Consider the following 19,624-nt stretch of genomic DNA (forward strand, 5'->3'; position numbering starts at 1 on the left):
CGCTCAGAGGTCTGTGCCATGAGTATTAAAACCAGAAAGTACCTGATGATTTTCAGCCTGTGCGCACTCGCCAGCGCGCTGTACGGGACTGCCGCCTACCGTGTCGAGCAAACGCGCATGCAGCCGACCTTTGCGATCAGTTGCCATCAGGATCAATGCGTTCCGCGTACCGGCAGTTTCAGTGCTCTGCGATAAGGATGACGCGCTGAATATCCAAATGTGGGAGCGGGCTTGCTCGCGAATGCGGTGGATCAGTTTGCAGATATGTAGCTGACCCAGCGCATTCGCGAGCAAGCCCGCTCCCACAAAAGCCCGCTCCTACATTCAGCTATGTGGTGCCTCGGCTTTAAGTTGTTCACGAAACGCCTTGGGCGAAAACCCGACCCGTCGGCGAAACAGCCGTGAGAAGTTGGTCGGGTCGGAAAAACCCAACACCTCCGACATTTCATTAATGGTCATGCTGGTGTAAGTCAGCAAACGCTTGGCTTCCAGCAATTGCCGGTCATGCATGATCTGCAGCGCAGGCTGCCCGCCCAACTCTCGACATGTTCCGTTCAAGTGTGAGACCGAGATCCCGAGCTTGTGGGCCAGGTCCTCGATCTTCGGGTGTTCGCGGTAATGCTGCTCGACCAGCTGGGTAAAGCGCCGGAAGTATTCACGCCCCCTGGGCGCCCGAGGGTGGCGATGCTGGATGGCCTGGCGGCTGATCCACACCAGCAGCACGCTGACCAGCGCATGCAGCATCATGTCCCGCGCCGGTTGATCGTCGGCGTATTCAACCTGCAGGCGGGCGAACTGACTGTTCAGATAATCACTGTCTTTGCCTGCCGGGTAACTGCCCAATGCCTGCAATCCGTCTACCGTTGCGCCCAGCTGTGCTTGCAGATGGCTGACCAGTGGCGCTGCCAGCGTCACGACATAGCCTTCAACATCCTTGGGAAAGCGAAACCCGTGCACACACAACGGCGGCAATACCTGCAGGGTCGCTTCGTTCAGCGTGGTGCGCTCGCCTTCGATTTCCAATTGTGCCTGGCCTTTGTGCACGTAGAGCAACTGGCACAGATCCGCGTGCCGGTGGGGCTGGATTTCCCACTGGTATTCCCGACTGCGCCGGGAAATGGTTTCACAGTGCAACAAATCGGGGGTCGGCCATTGCTGGTCTTCCCCGTAAAGCTTGAAGACCGGAATCGCGGTTTTGGTCATGGTTTCAATCCGATACTCAGGACAGTGGTGCGGTAATCGCCCCAATTGGCAAAAAGCGCAGGCTTTGGCTCAGTTTTCACCTTCTTATGCTGCTCGCTCAAGTGAAAAATGTCAGCAACAAGACCAATGACAACTCTTTCACCCTGTCTGTTCGGGTGGAATTTGCGGGCCATAAAAATAATGAAAACGCTGAAAACCCAAGTCGCCATCATCGGCGCCGGTCCCTCTGGACTGCTGCTCGGTCAACTGCTGCACAATGCGGGTATCGAGACCCTTATCCTAGAGCGCCAGAGCGCCGATTACGTGCAAGGGCGCATTCGTGCCGGGGTGCTGGAGCAAGGCATGGTCGACCTGTTGAGGCAGGCCGGCGTCAGCCAGCGAATGGACAGCGAAGGCCTGGTGCATGACGGATTCGAGCTGGCGCTGAACGGCCAGCTCACCCATATCGACCTCAAGGGCTTGACCGGCGGCCAGTCGGTGATGATCTACGGCCAGACCGAAGTCACCCGCGACCTGATGGCCGCGCGTGCCGCCGCTGGCGCCACCACGTTTTATGAAGCCCATAACGTGCAGCCCCACGGCCTTAAAAGTGATCGACCCTGGCTGACGTTTGAGCACCAGGGTGAGGCGTTTCGCCTGGAGTGTGACTACATTGCCGGTTGCGACGGCTACCACGGCGTTGCGCGCCAATCGATCCCGGCCGAATCGATCAAGGTCTTCGAACGGGTCTACCCCTTCGGCTGGTTGGGTATCCTGGCCGACACGCCGCCCGTGCACGCTGAGCTGGTCTACGCCAAGCACGCGCGCGGCTTTGCCTTGTGCAGCATGCGTTCGTCGACCCGAAGCCGCTATTACCTGCAAGTGCCGCTGGAAGAACCTATTGATGAATGGCCTGACGCACGTTTCTGGGACGAGCTGAAAACCCGCCTGCCCAGCCACCTCGCCGAGAACCTGGTGACCGGTCCGTCGATCGAAAAAAGCATCGCGCCTCTGCGCAGTTTCGTGGTGGAACCGATGCAGTACGGCCGCCTGTTCCTGCTGGGCGACGCGGCGCATATCGTGCCGCCCACCGGCGCCAAGGGCTTGAACCTGGCGGCGAGTGACGTGAGCACCCTGTATCGGATTCTGCTCAAGGTCTACGGCGAGGGGCGCGTGGATTTGCTGGAACGCTATTCCGCCATCTGCCTGCGGCGGGTGTGGAAGGCTGAGCGGTTTTCCTGGTGGATGACCTCGATGTTGCATCAATTTCCCGAGGCGGACGGTTTCAGCCAGCGCATTGCTGAGAGTGAACTTGAGTACTTCATCCACTCCGAGGCGGGGCGCAAAACCATCGCAGAAAATTACGTCGGACTTCCTTACGAAGCTATCGAATAGCCTGCTATCGTATCGAGCATTCCCGCGGGCCGACTTTCTCGCGGGCTCTGCTCGAAGGTCTTGCCGTGACGCACCTCAATCAGCCCGCTCCGCCGCTTCCCGCTGTGCGCAGTATCCTCGCCTCACTGATGATGGCGATCTTCCTGGGTGCACTGGACCAGACCATTGTCGCCGTGTCGATGCCCGCCATCTCCGCACAGTTCCACGACGTCAACCTGCTGGCTTGGGTGATTTCCGGCTACATGGTGGCGATGACTGTGGCCGTGCCGATCTACGGCAAGCTCGGCGACCTGTATGGGCGCCGGCCGATGATGCTGATCGGCATGGGCCTGTTCACCCTGGCCTCGCTGTTCTGCGGCATGGCGCAAAGCATGGAGCAACTGGTGCTGGCGCGGATCCTTCAGGGCATCGGCGCCGGCGGCATGATTTCGGTGAGCCAGGCGATCATTGGCGACATCATCCCGCCCCGTGAACGCGGACGCTACCAAGGCTATTTCAGCAGTATGTACGCGGTGGCCAGCGTGGCCGGGCCGGTGCTCGGCGGCTACATGACCGAGTACTTGTCGTGGCGCTGGGTATTTTTGATCAACCTGCCATTGGGCGCCGGCGCCTGGTACGTGGCCCACCGCACCCTGGTGGGGCTGCCGGTGCCGCAGCGCAAGCCGATCATCGATTACCTCGGCACCGTGCTGATGATCGTCGGCCTGACGGCGTTGCTGCTGGGCATCACCGAAATCGGCCAGGGCCATCATTGGCGTGACAATGAAGTGCTGGGCCTGCTGGCGTGTGCGCTGCTGGCGTTGAGCCTGTTTGTCTGGCACGAACGCCGTGCGCGGGAGCCGTTGTTGCCGATGCATTTGTTCGCCAACCGCAGCGCGGTGTTGTGCTGGTGCACGATTTTCTTCACCAGCTTCCAGGCGATTTCCCTGACGGTGCTGATGCCGCTGCGTTATCAGACGGTGACCGGCTCGGGTGCCGACAGCGCGGCCTTGCACCTGCTGCCGCTGGCAATGGGTTTGCCGATGGGCGCCTATTTTGCCGGGCGCATGACCTCGGTGACCGGGCGTTATAAACCGATGATCCTCAGCGGCGCGCTGTTGAGCCCCTTTGCGATTTTCGGCATGGCCTTGAGCGCGCCTCAGGCGGTGTGGCTGACAGCCGTGTTTATGCTGCTGTGCGGGATCGCGGCCGGCATGCAATTTCCCACCTCGCTGGTGGGCACGCAGAACTCGGTGGAACAACGCGATATCGGCGTCGCCACCAGCACCACCAACCTGTTCCGTTCCCTCGGCGGGGCAGTGGGGGTGGCGTGTATGTCGGCGCTGTTGCTGGCGCTGTTGCAGGATTCCAGCTTCGCCCACCTGGCCAGCGGCGCGCTGGCCGTTGAAGGCAGCTCCGGTAACGTGTTGCTTGACGGCCTCAACGCCGCACCCGGCCCGGCGCAGGACGCCTTGCGCGGGGAATTGGCGGTGACGTTCCGGCATTTGCTGATGGTGAGTGCGGCGGTGTCGTTGTTGGGCTTGGCGGCGGCGATTGCGATGCCCAACCGGGTGCTGCGCGGCCGCGAAGACAAAGCGCGCTAACTGACCCTGTGAAGATCAAACTGTGGGAGCGGGCTTGCTCGCGAATGCGGTGGTTCAGTTGAAGCATCTGTAACTGACACACCGCATTCGCGAGCAAGCCCGCTCCCACAGTTTTGACCGCGCTCCAGCTTCAGGGGCTGTAGTAACCCACCGCCACCATGAAATGCCCGGCCTTGCGCACATACGCATGCTTGTTCTCGACCTTGCCGGTCACCGGGTTTTTCCAGCGGTATTTGTATTCGCCCTGGTCCTGCTCGGCCATCAGCTTGAGGATCGGTTCGCCCACCGGCTTGCCGTCGGGGTCCTTGATCTTGCCGAAGTCGGTGTTGATCAGCCGCAGGGTGGTGCCGTGGGCCACGTAGCGTCGGGTATTGAGGTCGACGACAAACACGTAGAGGTCATCCTGCAAGAAGCCGCCTTGCAAGGAGTTGATCGCCTTGAGCGTGCCCGACTCATCCTTGAGCAATGCGTTCACCGCCTTGTTGCGCAGGGCCCGCGCCTGTTCCGGTGTGGCCCGTGGCAAGTAATAACCCACCGCCAGGATGCGTTCGCCCACGCGCTGGTAGAACACGTGCTTGTGCTCGACCTTGCCATCGTTCCAGTTCTGCCAGCGGTAATCGGCCTGCTGGATGCCCTGGCCTTCCGGCACCTTCAGCGCGTCTTTAAATGACTGGCGCAGATCCGGTCCCAGTACTTCGGATACATCGCGGCCGATCAAGGCGGAGGAGGGCCCGCCACTGGCCAGCAGCACGCCCTGGGTATCGACCACGAACACATAGCGATCCTGCTCAATAAACTCCCCCTGGCGACTGAACGCGGCAAAGGCCTTGTCGCCGTTGCTCTGGTAGTAGGCCACGGCTTTCTCCAGCAGCGCCTTGGCCGCCTGCGCATCCTCATCCTGAGCCGTCGCGGCATGCACCTGGCTGAAACACAACAGCAGCAGCCAGGTGATTCGAAGCAATCGCGTCATAACCCATCCCTCGTTCTTATTGATGTGACAAGAGCGTAGCTCAGGGCGCCGCCAGCCATTGACTGACGATGCCGTCATACACCCCGGTGGCCACGCTCAGGTGCAACCATTGGTCGACATAGCTTTTCCACGCCACATCATCGCGGGGCAGCATGAAGGCTTTTTCGCTGTACTGCATCTGCCGCTCAGGGTTGACCGCGCACAGCCCTGGCTTGAGCTTTTGCTGGTAACGCGCTTCGCTGGCGTCGGTGATCATCACGTCGGCCTTGCCCGCCAGCAGTTCGTCGAAGATGGTCACGTTGTCATGCAAGCGGATTTGCGCCTGGCCCAAGTGGGCGCGGGCGAATACTTCGTTGGTGCCGCCGGCGGGCTCGATCACGCGGACCTGCGGTTGGTTGATCTGCTCGACGGTCTGGTAACGCTGCACATCGGCGCAGCGCACCAGCGGGATCTTTCCGTCGACGCCGAGGGCTTGGCTGAAGAAGGCTTTTTTCTGGCGCTCCAGCGACACTGAAATGCCGCCCACGGCAATGTCGCAGCGTTGGGCGAGGAAGTCCGGCATCAGGGTTTTCCAAGTGGTGGGCACCCACTGGATGTTGGCGTTGAGGCTCTTGGCCAGGGACTCGGCCATGGCGATGTCGATGCCTTCGTAGCTGCCATCGGCGCGCAGGGAGGTGTAGGGCTTGTAGTCGCCGGTGGTGCAGACGCTGAGCGTGCCGCGTTGGAGCACCTGGTCCAGGCGCGAAGGGGCGGCGTCGGCCAGGACGCTGGTGGCCACGCTTAATACACACAGGGCAAAAAGAGCTTTCATGCGGTCGAGTCCTTGGGGCATGGTCTTGGGCGGTCATTATTTCCAGCGTTGGGCGGGGTGGCAAGGCGCTGCGAATGTTTAGCCAAGTCGCAACCAAACTCCATCAACCCTGGATTTACCCACCTATGCAGGCGTGTGAGGCTGGCCGCTATCTTCAGCACTGTGATCTGCATGGACGGCTCTCTCGACACCCACCCCGCGACACTGCCGTCCGATCTCGCGTTCTGGGCCCTGTTCCACTGCCGTCACGCCCGCCCACCAGATACTTCATTCCTACGTTGATCCATCCCTTGGATGGCGTGCACCTGCGCGTCTGCTTTACACACACGTATGAGAATGCCCATGAGTGTTTTTGCCTGCCTGAACGAAGCCCAGTCTTACCTCGAACACAACCCGGACATCGAACTGTTCGAGCTGTTTATCCTCGACAACAATGGGGTGCCACGCGGCAAGTTGCTGCACCGCGATGAACTGCTGGCGGTGTACGAGAGCGGCCGGCCCTTGCCCAGCACTATCCTGGGCCTGACCATCAATGGCGACGACGTGGAAAACTCCGGGCTGGTATGGGAGGTGGGCGATATCGACTGCCGCGCCTACCCGATCAGCGGCAGTTTGCAGCGCATGCCGTGGCGGCTGATCCCGACGGCGGCGGTGCAGGTCAGCATGCACCCCACCGAAGGTCTGCCCGCCACCGTGGCTGATCCCCGGCATTTGCTGGCGAAAGTGATCGACGGGCTCAAGGCCGATGGTTATTACCCCGTGATGGCGGCGGAGTTGGAGTTTTACCTGCTCGACCAGAAACCCGACAGCAATGGCCGGCCACAACCGGCGCGGGATGTGGATGGCGGGCGCCCGCGTTCGACCCAGGTCTACGGCCTGCGCGAGCTGGAACAGATCGAGCCGTTCCTCGCCGACCTCTACAGCGCCTGCAAGCTGCAAGGCATTCCTGCGCGCACGGCGATTTCCGAATACGCCCCCGGCCAGGTGGAAATCACCCTGGAACACCGTACCGATGCCCTGCAAGCCATGGATGAAGCGGTGCGCTATAAACGGCTGGTGAAGGGCGTGGCGCACAAACACGGGATGACCGCCTGCTTTATGGCCAAGCCGTTCGATGACCTGGCCGGCACTGGCATGCACATGCACGTGAGCCTGGCGGACGCCGCGGGCAATAACCTGTTCGCCAGCGAAGCCACTGACGGCACGCCGCTGCTGCGCCAGGCGGTGGGTGGCATGCTCAGCACCTTGCTCGATTCGCTGTTGCTGTTCTGCCCCAATGCCAACTCTTACCGTCGCTTCCAAACCAACAGCTACGCGCCGCTGGCCGCCACCTGGGGCGTGGACAACCGCACCGTCAGCCTGCGCGTGCCCGGCGGCCCGGCCAACTCCCGGCATATCGAACACCGCATCTGCGGCGCCGACGCCAACCCTTACCTGGCGGCTGCCGCCATCCTGGCCGGCATTCACCGTGGCATCCGTGAACAGCGCGACCCCGGCGCTCCGGTGGAAGGCAACGGTTACGCCCAGGCCAAGGAACTGCTGCCGACCGACTGGCTTACCACGCTGCGCGCACTGGAAGGTTCAAGCTGGGCGCGGGAGGCATTTGGCAGTGAATTCCTCGGCGTGTACCTGGCGGTAAAACGCGCTGAGTATCGCCAGTTCATGGGCGAGGTAGGGGAGCAGGATTGGCGCTGGTATTTGCATCAGGCGTGAGCCGGTGACAGGGCAGTGGTGGCTTCGACCTTTTTTTCACGTTCTGCTGTTTAAGCTGCCAATCAAGGTCGTTCACTACCGTTCTACTGACATGAGCCCGCGATGCCGTCACCACCATCCTCCATCGAGATCGAATACGCCGAGCGCTGTGACCGTGAGCACGCTCGGGTCTGCGGCGATACGCGCCCGCCGGGACTGCGGCGGCGCCTGGCGTCGTGGCGCGACGAGTGGCTGGTGCGCCAGGCGTTGAAAGTCGCCGGTGAACCGGGGCTGGTGCTCGATCTGGCCTGCGGTTCCGGGCGTTTCTGGCCGGTGTTGGCCGAACACGTCAACCGGGTGATCCTGGCATCGGACAATTCCCAGGACATGCTCGACCACGCACGCAGTCACCACCCGGCGTCCTTGCTCAAGAGAGTCAAGACGTTTCAGGGCTCGGCTTTTTCCATCGGTTTGTCGGCGAATGCAGTGGATTGCATTTTCTGCCTGGAGTTGTTTCGCCATGTCCCCAGCAGCGAAGGGCGCTTGGCGTTATTGCGCGAGTTTCACCGGGTCAGCCGCGACACCGTGATCGTTTCTGTCAATTCTCGTACCGCCGTAGAGGACGAGTTTCGGCAGGCCGGCTTCAAGGTCCTGAATCATCAGGAATTCATGCCAGGCTCAAGCCTGTGGCGGGTCTACGTACTGCGTAAGAGAGGATAAGTCCCGCCTGTCGGACTATTCTTCAAGTCTTGTCTGAGTTTTCATGGTCGCCTCTGCACTGCGGATGCTCGCAAGTCCCTTTCGCGATATATACTGCGCGCCATTCTTCAAGGGAGAGCCGTGTGGCCATCGATATTCACTGGATCTGCGACAACGATAGCCTCGGCCAGCATTGCGCCGAATGGCAGCAGTTGCCATTCGTCGCCCTCGACACCGAATTCATGCGGGTCGACACCTTTTATCCCATTGCCGGGCTGATCCAGATCGGTGATGGCGTGCGCGCTTACCTGATCGACCCCCTGACCATCGACAACTGGCAACCGTTGGCCGCCCTGCTGGAAAACCCGGCGGTGATCAAGGTGGTGCACGCTTGCAGCGAAGACCTGGAAGTGTTGCTGCGCCTGACCGGCAGCCTGCCGGTGCCGTTGTTCGATACCCAATTGGCTGCCGCTTATCTGAATCTTGGCTTCTCCATGGGCTATTCGCGCCTGGTGCAAGCCGTGCTGGATATCGAACTGCCCAAGGGCGAGACCCGTTCGGACTGGCTGCAGCGGCCGTTGTCCGAGACGCAGATCAGCTACGCCGCCGAAGACGCGCTGCACTTGGCCGAGGTGTACATCCGCCTGCGTCCGCAGCTGTCCGACGATAAATACGCCTGGGTGTTGGACGATGGTGCCGAATTGGTCGCCAACCTGCGCCGCGAAGTCGACCCGTACGAGGTGTACCGCGACGCCAAGCTGGCGTGGAAACTCTCACGTGCCCAACTCGCCGTGCTGCGTGAGCTGTGTGCCTGGCGCGAGCAGCAAGCCCGCGCCCGTGACCTGCCGCGCAACCGCATCATCCGCGAACACTCGTTGTGGCCCCTGGCCAAATCCCAGCCGGATAACCTCGCCGCCCTGGGCAAGATCGAAGACATGCACCCGCGCACCGTACGTCAGGACGGCCAGTTCCTGCTCGACCTGATCAAACGTGCCGGCAGCGTGCCGATGGACCAATGGCCACCCGCCGTTGCCGAGCCTTTGCCGGTGGATGCCGCTGCGTTGATCAAGCAACTGCGCGCCTTGGGCCAAACGTTCGCCGAGCGCCTGGACATGGCACCGGAACTGATGCTGCGCAAGAAAACCCTCGAGGCCTTGGTCAAAAGTGGCTACCCCAATGGGCCTTATAAATTGCCAGACTCGCTGCGTGGCTGGCGCCGCGAGTTGATGGGCCAGGCGCTGCTCGACAGCCTGGCCACTGCCGGAGAACAGCCTTGAAACGTATTTGCTCCATCTATCGCAGCAAGAAAAAAGACGGGATGTACCTCTACGTGCTGAAAAGTGATGCCTTGGAGCGCGTGCCTGAACCGTTGATGGAAGCCTTCGGCAAGGCGCATCACGCGTTTGACATGGTGCTGACGCCGGAGCGCAAACTGTCCCGTGAGGACATCGCCGTGGTCCTGGAAAACCTCGACAAGCAGGGTTACCACCTGCAAATGCCGCCAGCCGAGGACGAGTACATCGAACACTTGCCCGAAGAGCTGTTGCGCCGTAACGACCCGATGTGATCGGTGAGTGCCCTGTTCAGGGCACAGTCTTCAATGGAATCGTATAAGTGGGCGGTGGCCGTAAGGATGCGGGCGGCCGTCCGTATTGTTTTTGAAAGGTTTGAACCATGCGTGTTCTGATTGCTGAACAGGATCACCCGCTCTACGCCCGATTGCTGGGTGACCTGGCCCCGGACCTTGAGGTGCTGACCAGCGGCGACTCCGCCGAACTGTCGCGCCTGGCCGCCGATTGCCCGGTATGGCTGGGCCAGCCCGACCTGCTGGCGACGTTGTTGCGCCAGGGCCATCACCCGCAATGGCTGCAGTCGACCTGGGCCGGCATTACGCCGCTGCTGGCTGAAGGCTTGCCGCGCGACTACCGCCTGACCCGCGCGGTCGGCATCTTTGGCCAGGTCATGGCTGAATTTATCCTCACCTATATGCTCGGCCACGAGCGCGAAGTGTTGGCGCGCCTGGTCAGCCAGGTCGAGCGCAAGTGGGACAACCGCTTGGGCCAGAGCCTGGCGGGGCGCAAGGCGTTGATCGTCGGCACCGGCGATATCGGCCAGAGCGTTGCCGGGTTCCTCGTGCCGTTTGGCGTGAAGCTGTATGGCATCGCAAGCGAAGCGCGTGAGCAGGCACCGTTTCTCGAAGTGGCTGGGCTCGACCAACTGGGCCGGCTGGTGGGGGAGGTGGACTACGTGATCAACCTGCTGCCCAACACGCCGAACACCCATGATGTGTACGACGCAGCGCTGTTCAAGCAATTCAAGCCGACGGGGTTGTTTATCAACGTCGGGCGCGGTGTGGCGGTGGTGGATGCTGACTTGGTCGAGGCCTTGAAGGAAGGGCATTTGGCGGGCGCAGTCATCGATGTCTGCCGTCAGGAGCCGCTGCCGCAGCGTCATCCGTTCTGGACCGCCTGGGGGTTGTTGTTGACGGGTCACAGCTCGGCGCCGACTTCGCCGCAATTGATGGTGGAGTTGTTCCTACAGAACCTGCGCGCGTACCAGGCCAAGGAAGCGCTGCGCGGCGAAGTGGATTTCGACCGCGGTTACTGACACAACGCTCCCACAGGGGATCTCGGCCAGGTTTAGAGGCTGAAATCACCTTCCGACACCAGCTCGCTCAACGGCCGGCGCGGGCTTGGCACTTCACGGCCTTGCAGGTATTCCGGCAAGGTCGACTTGTCACCCAGCTTGCCAATCGCCACGGCGGCATGCAGCGCATAACCGTCTGGAATCTTCAGCTCTTTGCGGGTCAGCTCCTGATCGAAGCCGGCCATGCCGTGGGTGTGCCAGCCGCTGAGGCTGGCTTGCAACGCCAGGTGGCCCCAGGCCGAACCCGTGTCGAAGGTGTGCCACAGCGCCGGGGTTTCTTCGGTGGCGCCCGGGGCGGTGAATTCGGTTTTCGACGCGATGATCACCAGGGCCGACGCGTGTTGCGCCCAGCCACGGTTGAATTCATTCAGCAAACCCAGGAAACGCTCCCAGTCCGGCGTGTCGCGGCGCGCGTAAAGAAAACGCCATGGCTGTGAGTTGTAGGCGGACGGCGCCCAGCGTGCGGCTTCAAAGAAACTCAGCAGGGTTTCCTGGGAGATGGTTTCGCCGGTGAAGGCGCGGGGTGACCAGCGGTCGGTGAACTGGTTATGGATCGGATAGTCGGCAACACGTGTCATGGAGCAGTTCCTGATCGTCAATTCGGCGTTCAAAGTTACTTCGCGCCCACTAGACTGACAAGTGGTGTTACACCGCCAGTCGTAAGCGCTTGGCCCCAGGGGCCGTGGGCACTAGACTGGCGGCCTTTTCACCTTACCGATACTGATGTAGAGCCATGGCCGCCAAAGTCGAACCTTTCTGGATACGCAAAACCCTTGAACACCTCGACCAGGAGGAGTGGGAGTCGTTGTGCGACGGCTGTGGCCTGTGCTGCCTGCAAAAGCTCGAGGACGAAGACGACAACAGCGTCTATTACACGCGTATCGCCTGTAAACTGCTGGACCTGAACACCTGCCAGTGCACCGACTACCCCAACCGCCGTGCGTCGGTGCCGGACTGCATCCAGCTCACCCCCGGCCAGGCGGATCAGTTCAAATGGCTGCCGCCGACCTGCGGCTATCGTCTGGTCAGCGAACGCAAGGACCTGCCACTGTGGCACCACTTGGTCTGCGGCGACCGTGATGCTGTGCACCAAGAACGCATTTCCCAGTCCGGGCGCATGCTCAGCGAAGGCAGCGTGCCCGAGGACGACTGGGAGGATTACCTGATTTTCCGTGCGGGCTAAAAAGGAGTGTGTATGAAGGGGGGGCGGCTGGGGGTGAGCCTGGTACTGCTGGCACTGAGCATGCCAGCGTGGAGCGCGAAGAAAATCGACTTGGATTATCACGTCAAACTCCTGCCCCAGAGCGATCAGGCCGAGGTGCGCGTAAACCTGTCACAGGGCTCGGCGGTGCGCAGCCTGAACTTTGACCTCGGCCACGACGGTGACTACAGCGACTTCAAGGCCGATGGCCAGTGGAGCATCACTGAGCACCGTGGCCTGTGGCAACCCAGCGCCAACAAGGCCAGCCTGACCTACCGCGTGCGCCTCACCCACGCGCGCAAGCCCGGCATCTATGAAGCGCGCATGACGCCGAGCTGGGCGCTGTTTCGCGGCGAAGACCTAGTGCCCCCGGCGCGGCTCGACCAGCAAGACGGTGTCGAGTTGGTCTCCCGGCTGGTGTTCGAACTGCCGGCAGGCTGGAAAAGCGTCGAGACCGTATGGCCGCGTATCGGCAAGAACAAATTCCGCATTGATAACGTCTCCCGCCTGTTCGACCGGCCCACCGGCTGGATGCTCGCCGGTACCCTCGGCAGCCGTCGCGTACGCCTGGGCGAGACGGAAGTCACCGTGGCCTCGCCCAAGGGCCAGGCCATGCGGCGCATGGATGTGCTGACGTTGCTGACTTTTGTCTGGCCGCAGGTGGAAGCAGCATTCCCGCGCCATCCGGCCAAGCTGTTGGTGGTGGGCGCCAGTGACCCGATGCGCCGTGGTGCGTTTGCGGCACGCGACTCGATCTACCTCAATAGCCGCACGCCGCTGGTCGGCGAAAACGGCAGCAGCGCGTTGATCCGTGAAGTGGTGCAGGCGATTGGGCGCTTCAACGATCACGACACCAGTGACTGGGTCAGCGAGGGTTTGGGCGAGTATTACGCAATTGAACTGCTGCGCCGAGCCGGAGGCATTACTGATGAGCGGTATGAGGCCATCCAGGCGCGCCTGGCGAAGGAAGGCAAGGACGTGACCAGCCTGCGCGGCGAGCACGCCAGCGGCGCGACGGTGGCACGGGCGGTGGTGGTGTTGCACGAGTTGGATCGCGAGATTCGGGTGAAGACCCACAACAAACGGTCGCTGGATGACCTGGCTCAGGCGGTGATGCGGGCAGACAGCATCACCACGGCGGAGTTTGTAAAGCTGGCTGAGAGCATTATTGGCGAGCCCTCAGTGGTGCTGGACAGCAAATTATTGCGTTGACGCAAATCATTGTGGGAGCTGGCTTGCCTGCGATAGCGGTCTATCAGCTACTGAACCAGCAACCTGACACACTGCTATCGCGGGCAAGCCCGCTCCCACATTTAACCGAGTTCGGCTGGACTACTTGGTTGCTTTTTCAGCCGCCACTTCCGCTTTGGTCTTCAAGTTCTGCAACTCTTCCCCGGCCCGCTCGATCTTCGCACGTACCGTGTTCATTTCCTGGCGGCCCTGTGCAAGTTTGTCCTTGAGCGAACTGTGCCCGGTGAACCCACGCGCCAGCGCCACACCGCCGATCGCCACTTGGATCAAGCCGAAAATCCCGCCACGGCGCAGGCCTTTGCCCACCATCATCACGCCACCCGCCACCGAGCCGATGCGTTCCCAACCGTGCACGTTTTGCTGCGGCTGCGTTTCAAACGGGGTGTGTTCGATGATAGGTCGCAAGGTTTTGCTGTCGCTCATGATCTGTCTCCAACGTTGGCTAGTGATATGTAGCTGACTGCTGGCACTTACCGGATGTTCCGAAAAAATCAGTACTTGGGGCCCGAACGGGTGTTGTTGCCCTTGGCCAGTCGATCGTAGAGCACCACGTTGACGGTGGCGGCGAGGTTCATGCAGCCGGTGGTCGGGATGTAGACCACGTCTTCGCACCAGTCGCGGATCTCTTTGTCGAGGGAGCCGTCTTCCGGTCCGAAGATGTACAACGCGCGGTCGGGGTGGGTGTATTCAGGCAACGGGCGAGCGCCTTCCACCAGCTCCACGGCGACGGGGATGCAGCCCAGGGGCAGGATCTTTTTCAGGTCATCAATGCCGATCAGCGGAATGTCATGGTGGACTTTCTTGGTGTCGGTAATGAAATCCCGGGCGCGCTCGTAGCGCACGCCGGTGTAGAACACCGAGGCCACGCCGTAGCAGCCGGCGGCACGCATGACCGAGCCGACGTTTTCGGGGGATTTGGGGTTATACAGACCGATGCAGCTGTAGCGTTTATTGCCCACGGGGAAGGGTGCCTTGGAGGAAAACGGCGATTATACGGCCTGGAAGTGATGCATTGCTTGGGCGATCGCCTTCGCGAGCAAGCCCGCTCCCACATTTTGATTTGTGAACACCTTCAAAATGTGGGAGCGGGCTTGCTCGCGAAGAGGCCAGACCAGGCAAAGAAGATCTTCAGTCGTCTTTCTTCATAAGGCCAGCCAACGCCGCAAACGGGTTATGCGTCGCCTTGGCAATCGTCGGGCTGCTGGTGGAGCCTTCGCCGAAGTACTGCTGGTCGGTGTAGCGCGAGTGTTCGTTGTCGTGGCAATACAGGCAGAGCAACTCCCAGTTGGAACCGTCCTGGGGATTGTCATCATGATTGTGGTTGCGGTGGTGTACGGTCAGCTCACTCAGGCGTTTGCCGGCGAACTCACGGGCGCAGCGGCCGCACACGTGGGGGTACATCTTCAAGGCTTTGTCGCGATAGCCCATTTCCCGGTCGCGCTGGGCATCGGCGAGGATACGATCCAGCTTGGCGGTGTGGGAGGGCGGGTTGGTCGAGCTCATCATGGCTCCTGGCTATTGGGTGGTTCACGGATAAGGTTGATTCTAGCCGCTTGCGTTGTAAATGACCGCTTCACTTTATCGATAAGGAGCTGAACATCATGCGTCTGCAATCATGGACTGTTGCGTTGTTGCTGTGTGGGGTGGTTGCCCAGGCCCAAGCGTTCTCCACGCCAAAGCCCGGCCAAGTGATCGAGGTTGCACTCGAACAATTGCACCCGACCCAGGCCGTGGTGGGCTTCGACCAGGTCTATTACAGCCTTGGGCTGTTCGCCGACAAACCCGCCAAGGCCTTCGATGAGTACTGCGAAACCAACGGCCAAGGCGAAGCTGACAAAGTGCCCAAGGACGCAGAACTGCACAAACCCTCCAGTTTCACCTGCAAGGACCCGGTGGGCACTCATCCCGAGGACATGAAAACCGTGGTGGTCGGCCCCGCTGGCCAGCTGTACCTGACCGACGGTCACCACAGCTTCACCACTTTATGGGAAGTGCCCGGCGGTGGCCCTCGGTTGAAGATGTGGGTCAAGGTGACCGACGACTTTAGCAGCAGCCCGACTTTGGCGAGCTTCTGGCAGCGTATGGAAGCAGCGCGCAAAGTCTGGCTCAAGGACAACAGGGGCCAGACGCTGCCGCCCGAGCAGTTGCCCGCGCACCTGGGCTTCAAAAACCTGCAGGACGACACCTTCCGCAGCCTGGTGTATTTCACCCGCAAGGCGGCCTATGGCAAGCCGGAGGCTGGGGAGATCGCGCCGGAGTTCCTGGAGTTTTACTGGGGCAACTGGTTACGTACGCAGATTGACTTGAGTGCCTTCAATCTGAACAAGAAGGGCGGCTACAAGGACGCCATTGAGGCCGTTGCTAAGCGGATGGTCAGCCTGGCGCCGGGGTCGCAGGTCGGGGATAGCGGTTTTACCGCCCATCAGCTGGGTGGCATGCCGAAACTGGATCGGGATGAGCTGGAAAAAACCGTCGACAAAAAAGTGCCGTACGTGATCGATTACCGCAATTCCCAAAACTGACGCCGATCAAAAATGTGGGATCTTTGGTGTCCTGACAATCGCGGCTCAACTCTTGAGCTTCTCCGCAATCCAGATGGTGTGCCGCGTGCCCTTGTTGCCATGGGCAAACACCTGCACTTCCTCGGCCTTGAAACCGGCCTTGCGCAGTTTGTCGCTGAACAGCTTGTCAGCGCTGGCCGACCATACGGCCAGCACGCCTTTGGGGCGCAGGGCCTTGGCGCAGGCGGCCAGGCCACCGGCGGAGTACAGCCAGCTGTTGGCTTTTTGCGTGAGGCCTTCGGGGCCGTTGTCGACGTCCAGCATGATCGCGTCAAAGCCCTGGGGCTCGACTTGCAGCACCTTGGCCACATCTTCCATACGGATCACTGTGCGCGGGTCCAGTAGCGGGCGGCCGGATTTTTCTCCCAGCGGCCCACGGTTCCATTCCACGACGCCCGGCACCAACTCTGCAACCACCACTTCGGCGGTCTTGCCCAGGTGCTTCAGGGCTGAAGCCAGGGTAAACCCCATGCCCAACCCGCCGATCAACACCCGCGAATCCGGGCGCCCGGCGACCTTGCGGCAGGGAATTTCCGCCAGGGCATCTTCGGAACCGTGCATACGTGTGTTCATCAACTGGCCGCCGTCACCGCCCTGGATCTTGATGACAAAATCTTCACCGTATTCGAACAGGCACAAGGCACCGCCGTTGTCGGGGATCGGGGTGGTGTCGAGCAGAACGAAACGTTTCATGGAAATCTCATTGGGAAGGGCATTCTTGCGCGGTTGGGAGTAGCCTTGTGACATTCCGGTCAGGCCATGGAGCCATCGATGAAGTGCAGCATTCTAACGGTCATTGTGTTGAGCGCGCTCGCATCCGGTACAGCGCAGGCTCAAGAGTTGCAAACCGTACCGATCGCGCCGGCCCCTACGCCAGGTGCGCCGGGCACCCCGACGCCGACGCTGTACCCGCAAGTCACCCCGCCGGCCGTGCCCAAGACCAACGGCTCGCCGCCCTTGGCGCCTATCGTGCTGCCGACGCCGCCGAAGGACCAGACGGTGCCTGGACTGCAGCAAAACGACAGCAAACCGAAGACGCCCGGCGGTTAAAACTGCTGCGATAACAATTGCCCATCGGCCATGCGCAGGCGCTTGGACAGGGCGATGGCAATCGCGCGGATGATCTTGGCGGCAACCCTGGGGGTTTCGTTGAGCATCTTTTCCAGGGCGTCCTTGCCCAGGTTGAGCAGCACGCAGTCACTGGCCGCCACGCAACTGGCGGAGCGCCGCTCGCCATCAAGCACCGCCATTTCACCAAAGGCCCGGCCACTGCGCAGGGTAGCGATGGTCAGGCGTTGGCCGTCGCTGTTGGTTTTTTGCACCGCCACCTGGCCGCTGTGGATGATGCACATGAAAGTGCCGGCGTCGCCCTCTAGGAAAATCGCTTCGTCACGGGCAATGCTGCTGATATTGAAGTAGCCGGCGGCGACATGAAAATCTTCCGGCAATAGCGGGTCGAACAGGCCGCAGTCCATGAGCATGTCGCGGATTTCGTCGTTGAGAAGCGTGGGTAGTGTCATGGCTGCAGTATTGATCCATCAATCATGTAGGGCGGTCCTGTGTTCAGACAGAACCGCCGCCCTAAGTTCCTTAAACCAGCCCCAGTGCCTTGAACACAAAGCCATATTCGAGTGCTACGTCACGTAATCCCTGGTAACGACCGCTCATGCCACCATGGCCGGCGCCCAATTCGGTCTTGAGCAGCAACAGGTTGTCGTCCGTCTTGGTGTCGCGCAGCTTGGCCACCCACTTGGCCGCTTCCCAATACTGCACGCGACTGTCGTTGTAGCCGGCGATCACCAGCATGGCCGGGTAGGCTTGTGCGCTGACGTTTTCGTACGGCGCATAGGCCTTGATGCGCGCATACACCTCGGGCTCTTGCGGGTTGCCCCACTCGTCGTACTCGGTGATGGTCAACGGCAATTCCGGGTCGAGCATGGTGTTAAGCACGTCGACGAAAGGCACTTCGGCAATCGCCGCCTGGAACAGCGCCGGACGCTGGTTAAGCACGGCGCCGATCAACAGGCCGCCGGCACTGCCGCCGCTGATCGCCAGTTGTTTGGAGGTGGTCAGGCCCTTGGCGATCAAGTGTTCGGCGCAGGCGATAAAGTCGCTGAAGGTGTTCTGCTTGTGCTCCTGCTTGCCATTGCGGTACCAGGCCTCGCCCAGCTCACCGCCGCCGCGCACATGCGCAATGGCGAAGGCCACGCCACGGTCGAGCAGGCTCAGGCGTGCGTGGGAAAACCACGGGTCGAGGCTCGAACCGTAGGCGCCATAGCCGTACAGGTACAGCGGCACCGGCTTGCCCAACTGGTCGCGCTTGACCACCAGGCTGATCGGCACCTGTGTGCCGTCCGCCGAAGTCGCCCACAGGCGCTGGCTGACGTAATCGTCGGCATTGAACACGCCAAGCACCGGGGTTTCCTTGAGCACCTGCTGTGCGCCGTTAGCCAGTTCCAGCTGGCGAACCTGGGCCGGGCGGTTAAGCGCCTCATAGCGCAGGCGTATCTTATCGCTGACAAATTCCAGGCTGTTTTGAACGTAGAGGCTGTAGGCGGCGTCGGGCAATTCCACTCGATAAGCTGGCACGCCTTGCGGGTGAACTTCGATCACGGGCAGCCCACCTATGCGCAGGCTCAGGGTCATGGCGCGGGCATTCAGGCTCACGCCGTCGAGCATGACGTCATCGCTGTGGGGGATCAGGTTTTGCCACTCTGCCTCGGTCGGGACGTCGCCAATGTCGGTCGCCACGAACAATGCGTAGTTGATGCCATCACGGTTGCTGCGGATAAACCAGGTCCACGCGCCATTCAACTGACCGTGGTCGACATCGTATTCATGGTCTTCGACCCGTGGCGCCAGGCAGGTAAAGTCCAGCTGCGGCTGGTCGGCGTCCAGCGCCCAGATTTCGCTGGTGGTCTTGCTGCCCAGCGCCAGCAGCAACTGGCGCTCGGAGCTGGAACGGTAGCAATGCAGGAAGAAACGCCCGTCCGGCTCATGGAACACTTCCTGCGCCGCCGTGCCATCCAGGCGATAGCGGTAGAGCTTGTGCGGACGGTGGGTGTCGTCCAATTCGCCGAAGAACAGGGTCAGGCTGTCATTGGCCCAGGTCATGCTGCCGTCGCAGTCCTGGAACTCCAGTTCACTGACCTTGCCACTGGCCAATTCCTTCACGTACAGGGTGTAGACCTCTTCACCGCTGGTATCGAGACTGTAGGCCAGGCGCTGGTGGTCGGGGCTGATGCTGAACGCGCCAAGGGAGAAGAAGCCGCCATTGGCCAGTACGTTCGGGTCGAGCAGCAATTCTTCGCTGCTGTCATCCACTTGGTTGCTGTCGTCGTCCGGGCGGCGGCAGCGGTAGTGGCGGGCGTATTCGTCACCGGCGGTGGTGCGGGTGTAGTACAGATACGGTCCCCAGGGCGAGGGCAGCGACAGGTCAGTCTCAAGAATGCGCCCCTTGATCTCCTCGAACAGGCTCTCGCGCAGCGCCTGCTGGTCGGCGAGCTGGGCTTCCTGCCAGGCGTTTTCGGCCTTGAGGTAATCGAGCACCTCAGCGCTGTCACGCGTTTGCAGCCAGGCGTACGGATCTGGGCCTTGGGCCTTGCGGGCAATCGGGGGTGTCGACATAGGCAT

The 19,624-nt window shown here is 61.3% G+C and carries 22 protein-coding genes; 12 read left to right on the forward strand and 10 right to left on the reverse strand.

What is annotated here, in order from left to right; translation table 11 throughout:
• Positions 1 to 18: 18 nt before the first annotated feature.
• A complete protein-coding gene (locus JBO08_RS03955; RefSeq protein WP_165448105.1) occupies positions 19 to 195 on the forward strand; it encodes a hypothetical protein in 177 nt (58 codons plus the stop codon).
• A gap of 129 nt (positions 196 to 324) precedes the next feature.
• On the opposite strand, the gene JBO08_RS03960 is transcribed toward JBO08_RS03955, so the two are convergent.
• Complete coding sequence (locus tag JBO08_RS03960) at positions 325 to 1,203, reverse strand: helix-turn-helix domain-containing protein (RefSeq protein WP_186754380.1); 879 nt, start codon at positions 1,201 to 1,203, stop codon at positions 325 to 327.
• A gap of 189 nt (positions 1,204 to 1,392) precedes the next feature.
• Here JBO08_RS03960 and pobA point away from each other — a divergent pair, with 189 nt between their 5' ends.
• Positions 1,393 to 2,577: a 4-hydroxybenzoate 3-monooxygenase gene (pobA, locus tag JBO08_RS03965; RefSeq protein WP_175403049.1), complete on the forward strand. Its 1,185-nt coding sequence runs from the start codon at positions 1,393 to 1,395 to the stop codon at positions 2,575 to 2,577.
• 65 nt (positions 2,578 to 2,642) lie between these two features.
• Positions 2,643 to 4,160, forward strand: coding sequence for an MDR family MFS transporter (locus JBO08_RS03970; RefSeq protein ID WP_065874801.1), 1,518 nt, complete (start codon positions 2,643 to 2,645; stop codon positions 4,158 to 4,160).
• Between the two features lie 130 nt (positions 4,161 to 4,290).
• Here the strand turns inward: JBO08_RS03970 and JBO08_RS03975 are convergent, their stop codons facing one another.
• Positions 4,291 to 5,130 carry a cache domain-containing protein gene (locus tag JBO08_RS03975; protein ID WP_065882132.1) on the reverse strand — a complete coding sequence of 280 codons (840 nt, stop codon included), beginning with the start codon at positions 5,128 to 5,130 and terminating at the stop codon, positions 4,291 to 4,293.
• A 40-nt stretch (positions 5,131 to 5,170) separates the two neighbouring features.
• Entirely contained in the window at positions 5,171 to 5,941 is a 771-nt protein-coding gene (locus tag JBO08_RS03980; RefSeq protein WP_065874803.1) for a transporter substrate-binding domain-containing protein, read from the reverse strand.
• A 342-nt stretch (positions 5,942 to 6,283) separates the two neighbouring features.
• Here JBO08_RS03980 and JBO08_RS03985 point away from each other — a divergent pair, with 342 nt between their 5' ends.
• The 5 genes from JBO08_RS03985 to JBO08_RS04005 all read left to right on the forward strand — a co-directional run bounded on the left by JBO08_RS03985 (position 6,284) and on the right by JBO08_RS04005 (position 10,939).
• Entirely contained in the window at positions 6,284 to 7,654 is a 1,371-nt protein-coding gene (locus tag JBO08_RS03985) for a glutamine synthetase family protein (protein WP_220074516.1), read from the forward strand.
• Positions 7,655 to 7,756: 102 nt separating this feature from the next.
• The gene (locus JBO08_RS03990) at positions 7,757 to 8,353 is read left to right on the forward strand and encodes a class I SAM-dependent methyltransferase (RefSeq protein ID WP_065882137.1); all 597 of its coding nucleotides are present in this window, start codon (positions 7,757 to 7,759) and stop codon (positions 8,351 to 8,353) included.
• A gap of 122 nt (positions 8,354 to 8,475) precedes the next feature.
• The gene (rnd, locus tag JBO08_RS03995) at positions 8,476 to 9,609 is read left to right on the forward strand and encodes a ribonuclease D (RefSeq protein WP_065874806.1); all 1,134 of its coding nucleotides are present in this window, start codon (positions 8,476 to 8,478) and stop codon (positions 9,607 to 9,609) included.
• Complete coding sequence (locus JBO08_RS04000) at positions 9,606 to 9,899, forward strand: YcgL domain-containing protein (RefSeq protein ID WP_003189597.1); 294 nt, start codon at positions 9,606 to 9,608, stop codon at positions 9,897 to 9,899. The genes rnd and JBO08_RS04000 overlap by 4 nt, the downstream gene beginning before the upstream one ends.
• 107 nt (positions 9,900 to 10,006) lie before the next feature.
• A complete protein-coding gene (locus JBO08_RS04005; RefSeq protein WP_065874807.1) occupies positions 10,007 to 10,939 on the forward strand; it encodes a D-2-hydroxyacid dehydrogenase in 933 nt (310 codons plus the stop codon).
• A 32-nt stretch (positions 10,940 to 10,971) separates the two neighbouring features.
• Here the strand turns inward: JBO08_RS04005 and JBO08_RS04010 are convergent, their stop codons facing one another.
• A complete protein-coding gene (locus JBO08_RS04010; protein ID WP_065882139.1) occupies positions 10,972 to 11,556 on the reverse strand; it encodes a nitroreductase family protein in 585 nt (194 codons plus the stop codon).
• A 155-nt stretch (positions 11,557 to 11,711) separates the two neighbouring features.
• Here JBO08_RS04010 and JBO08_RS04015 point away from each other — a divergent pair, with 155 nt between their 5' ends.
• Positions 11,712 to 12,161 (forward strand): YcgN family cysteine cluster protein, encoded by a 450-nt coding sequence (locus tag JBO08_RS04015; RefSeq protein WP_065874809.1) that lies wholly within the window; start codon positions 11,712 to 11,714, stop codon positions 12,159 to 12,161.
• Between the two features lie 12 nt (positions 12,162 to 12,173).
• Positions 12,174 to 13,391 (forward strand): hypothetical protein, encoded by a 1,218-nt coding sequence (locus tag JBO08_RS04020; RefSeq protein WP_220074515.1) that lies wholly within the window; start codon positions 12,174 to 12,176, stop codon positions 13,389 to 13,391.
• A gap of 120 nt (positions 13,392 to 13,511) precedes the next feature.
• Here JBO08_RS04020 and JBO08_RS04025 read toward each other — a convergent pair whose 3' ends face one another.
• From JBO08_RS04025 to JBO08_RS04035, 3 genes are all read right to left on the reverse strand, one after another.
• Entirely contained in the window at positions 13,512 to 13,853 is a 342-nt protein-coding gene (locus tag JBO08_RS04025) for a DUF2892 domain-containing protein (RefSeq protein WP_065882142.1), read from the reverse strand.
• Between the two features lie 68 nt (positions 13,854 to 13,921).
• Positions 13,922 to 14,389, reverse strand: a complete 468-nt coding sequence (locus tag JBO08_RS04030; RefSeq protein WP_003189607.1) for an RNA methyltransferase — start codon at positions 14,387 to 14,389, stop codon at positions 13,922 to 13,924.
• Positions 14,390 to 14,558: 169 nt separating this feature from the next.
• Positions 14,559 to 14,933: a YajD family HNH nuclease gene (locus tag JBO08_RS04035; protein ID WP_003210675.1), complete on the reverse strand. Its 375-nt coding sequence runs from the start codon at positions 14,931 to 14,933 to the stop codon at positions 14,559 to 14,561.
• Positions 14,934 to 15,031: 98 nt separating this feature from the next.
• Between JBO08_RS04035 and JBO08_RS04040 the strand changes: the two genes are divergently transcribed.
• On the forward strand, positions 15,032 to 15,952 hold the full coding sequence (locus JBO08_RS04040; protein WP_065890382.1) for a ParB/Srx family N-terminal domain-containing protein: 921 nt from the start codon (positions 15,032 to 15,034) through the stop codon (positions 15,950 to 15,952).
• A 45-nt stretch (positions 15,953 to 15,997) separates the two neighbouring features.
• Here JBO08_RS04040 and JBO08_RS04045 read toward each other — a convergent pair whose 3' ends face one another.
• Entirely contained in the window at positions 15,998 to 16,684 is a 687-nt protein-coding gene (locus tag JBO08_RS04045; RefSeq protein WP_065874813.1) for a spermidine synthase, read from the reverse strand.
• Between the two features lie 78 nt (positions 16,685 to 16,762).
• On the opposite strand from JBO08_RS04045, the gene JBO08_RS04050 reads away from it, so the two are divergent.
• Complete coding sequence (locus JBO08_RS04050; RefSeq protein WP_065874814.1) at positions 16,763 to 17,041, forward strand: hypothetical protein; 279 nt, start codon at positions 16,763 to 16,765, stop codon at positions 17,039 to 17,041.
• On the opposite strand, the gene JBO08_RS04055 is transcribed toward JBO08_RS04050, so the two are convergent.
• Positions 17,038 to 17,511 (reverse strand): cyclic nucleotide-binding domain-containing protein, encoded by a 474-nt coding sequence (locus JBO08_RS04055; RefSeq protein ID WP_049709454.1) that lies wholly within the window; start codon positions 17,509 to 17,511, stop codon positions 17,038 to 17,040. The genes JBO08_RS04050 and JBO08_RS04055 overlap by 4 nt on opposite strands.
• A 70-nt stretch (positions 17,512 to 17,581) precedes the next feature.
• Positions 17,582 to 19,624, reverse strand: coding sequence for a S9 family peptidase (locus tag JBO08_RS04060; protein ID WP_065890384.1), 2,043 nt, complete (start codon positions 19,622 to 19,624; stop codon positions 17,582 to 17,584).

The sequence above is a fragment of the Pseudomonas sp. LAP_36 genome (assembly GCF_019456785.1).
GTDB lineage: Bacteria > Pseudomonadota > Gammaproteobacteria > Pseudomonadales > Pseudomonadaceae > Aquipseudomonas > Aquipseudomonas tritici.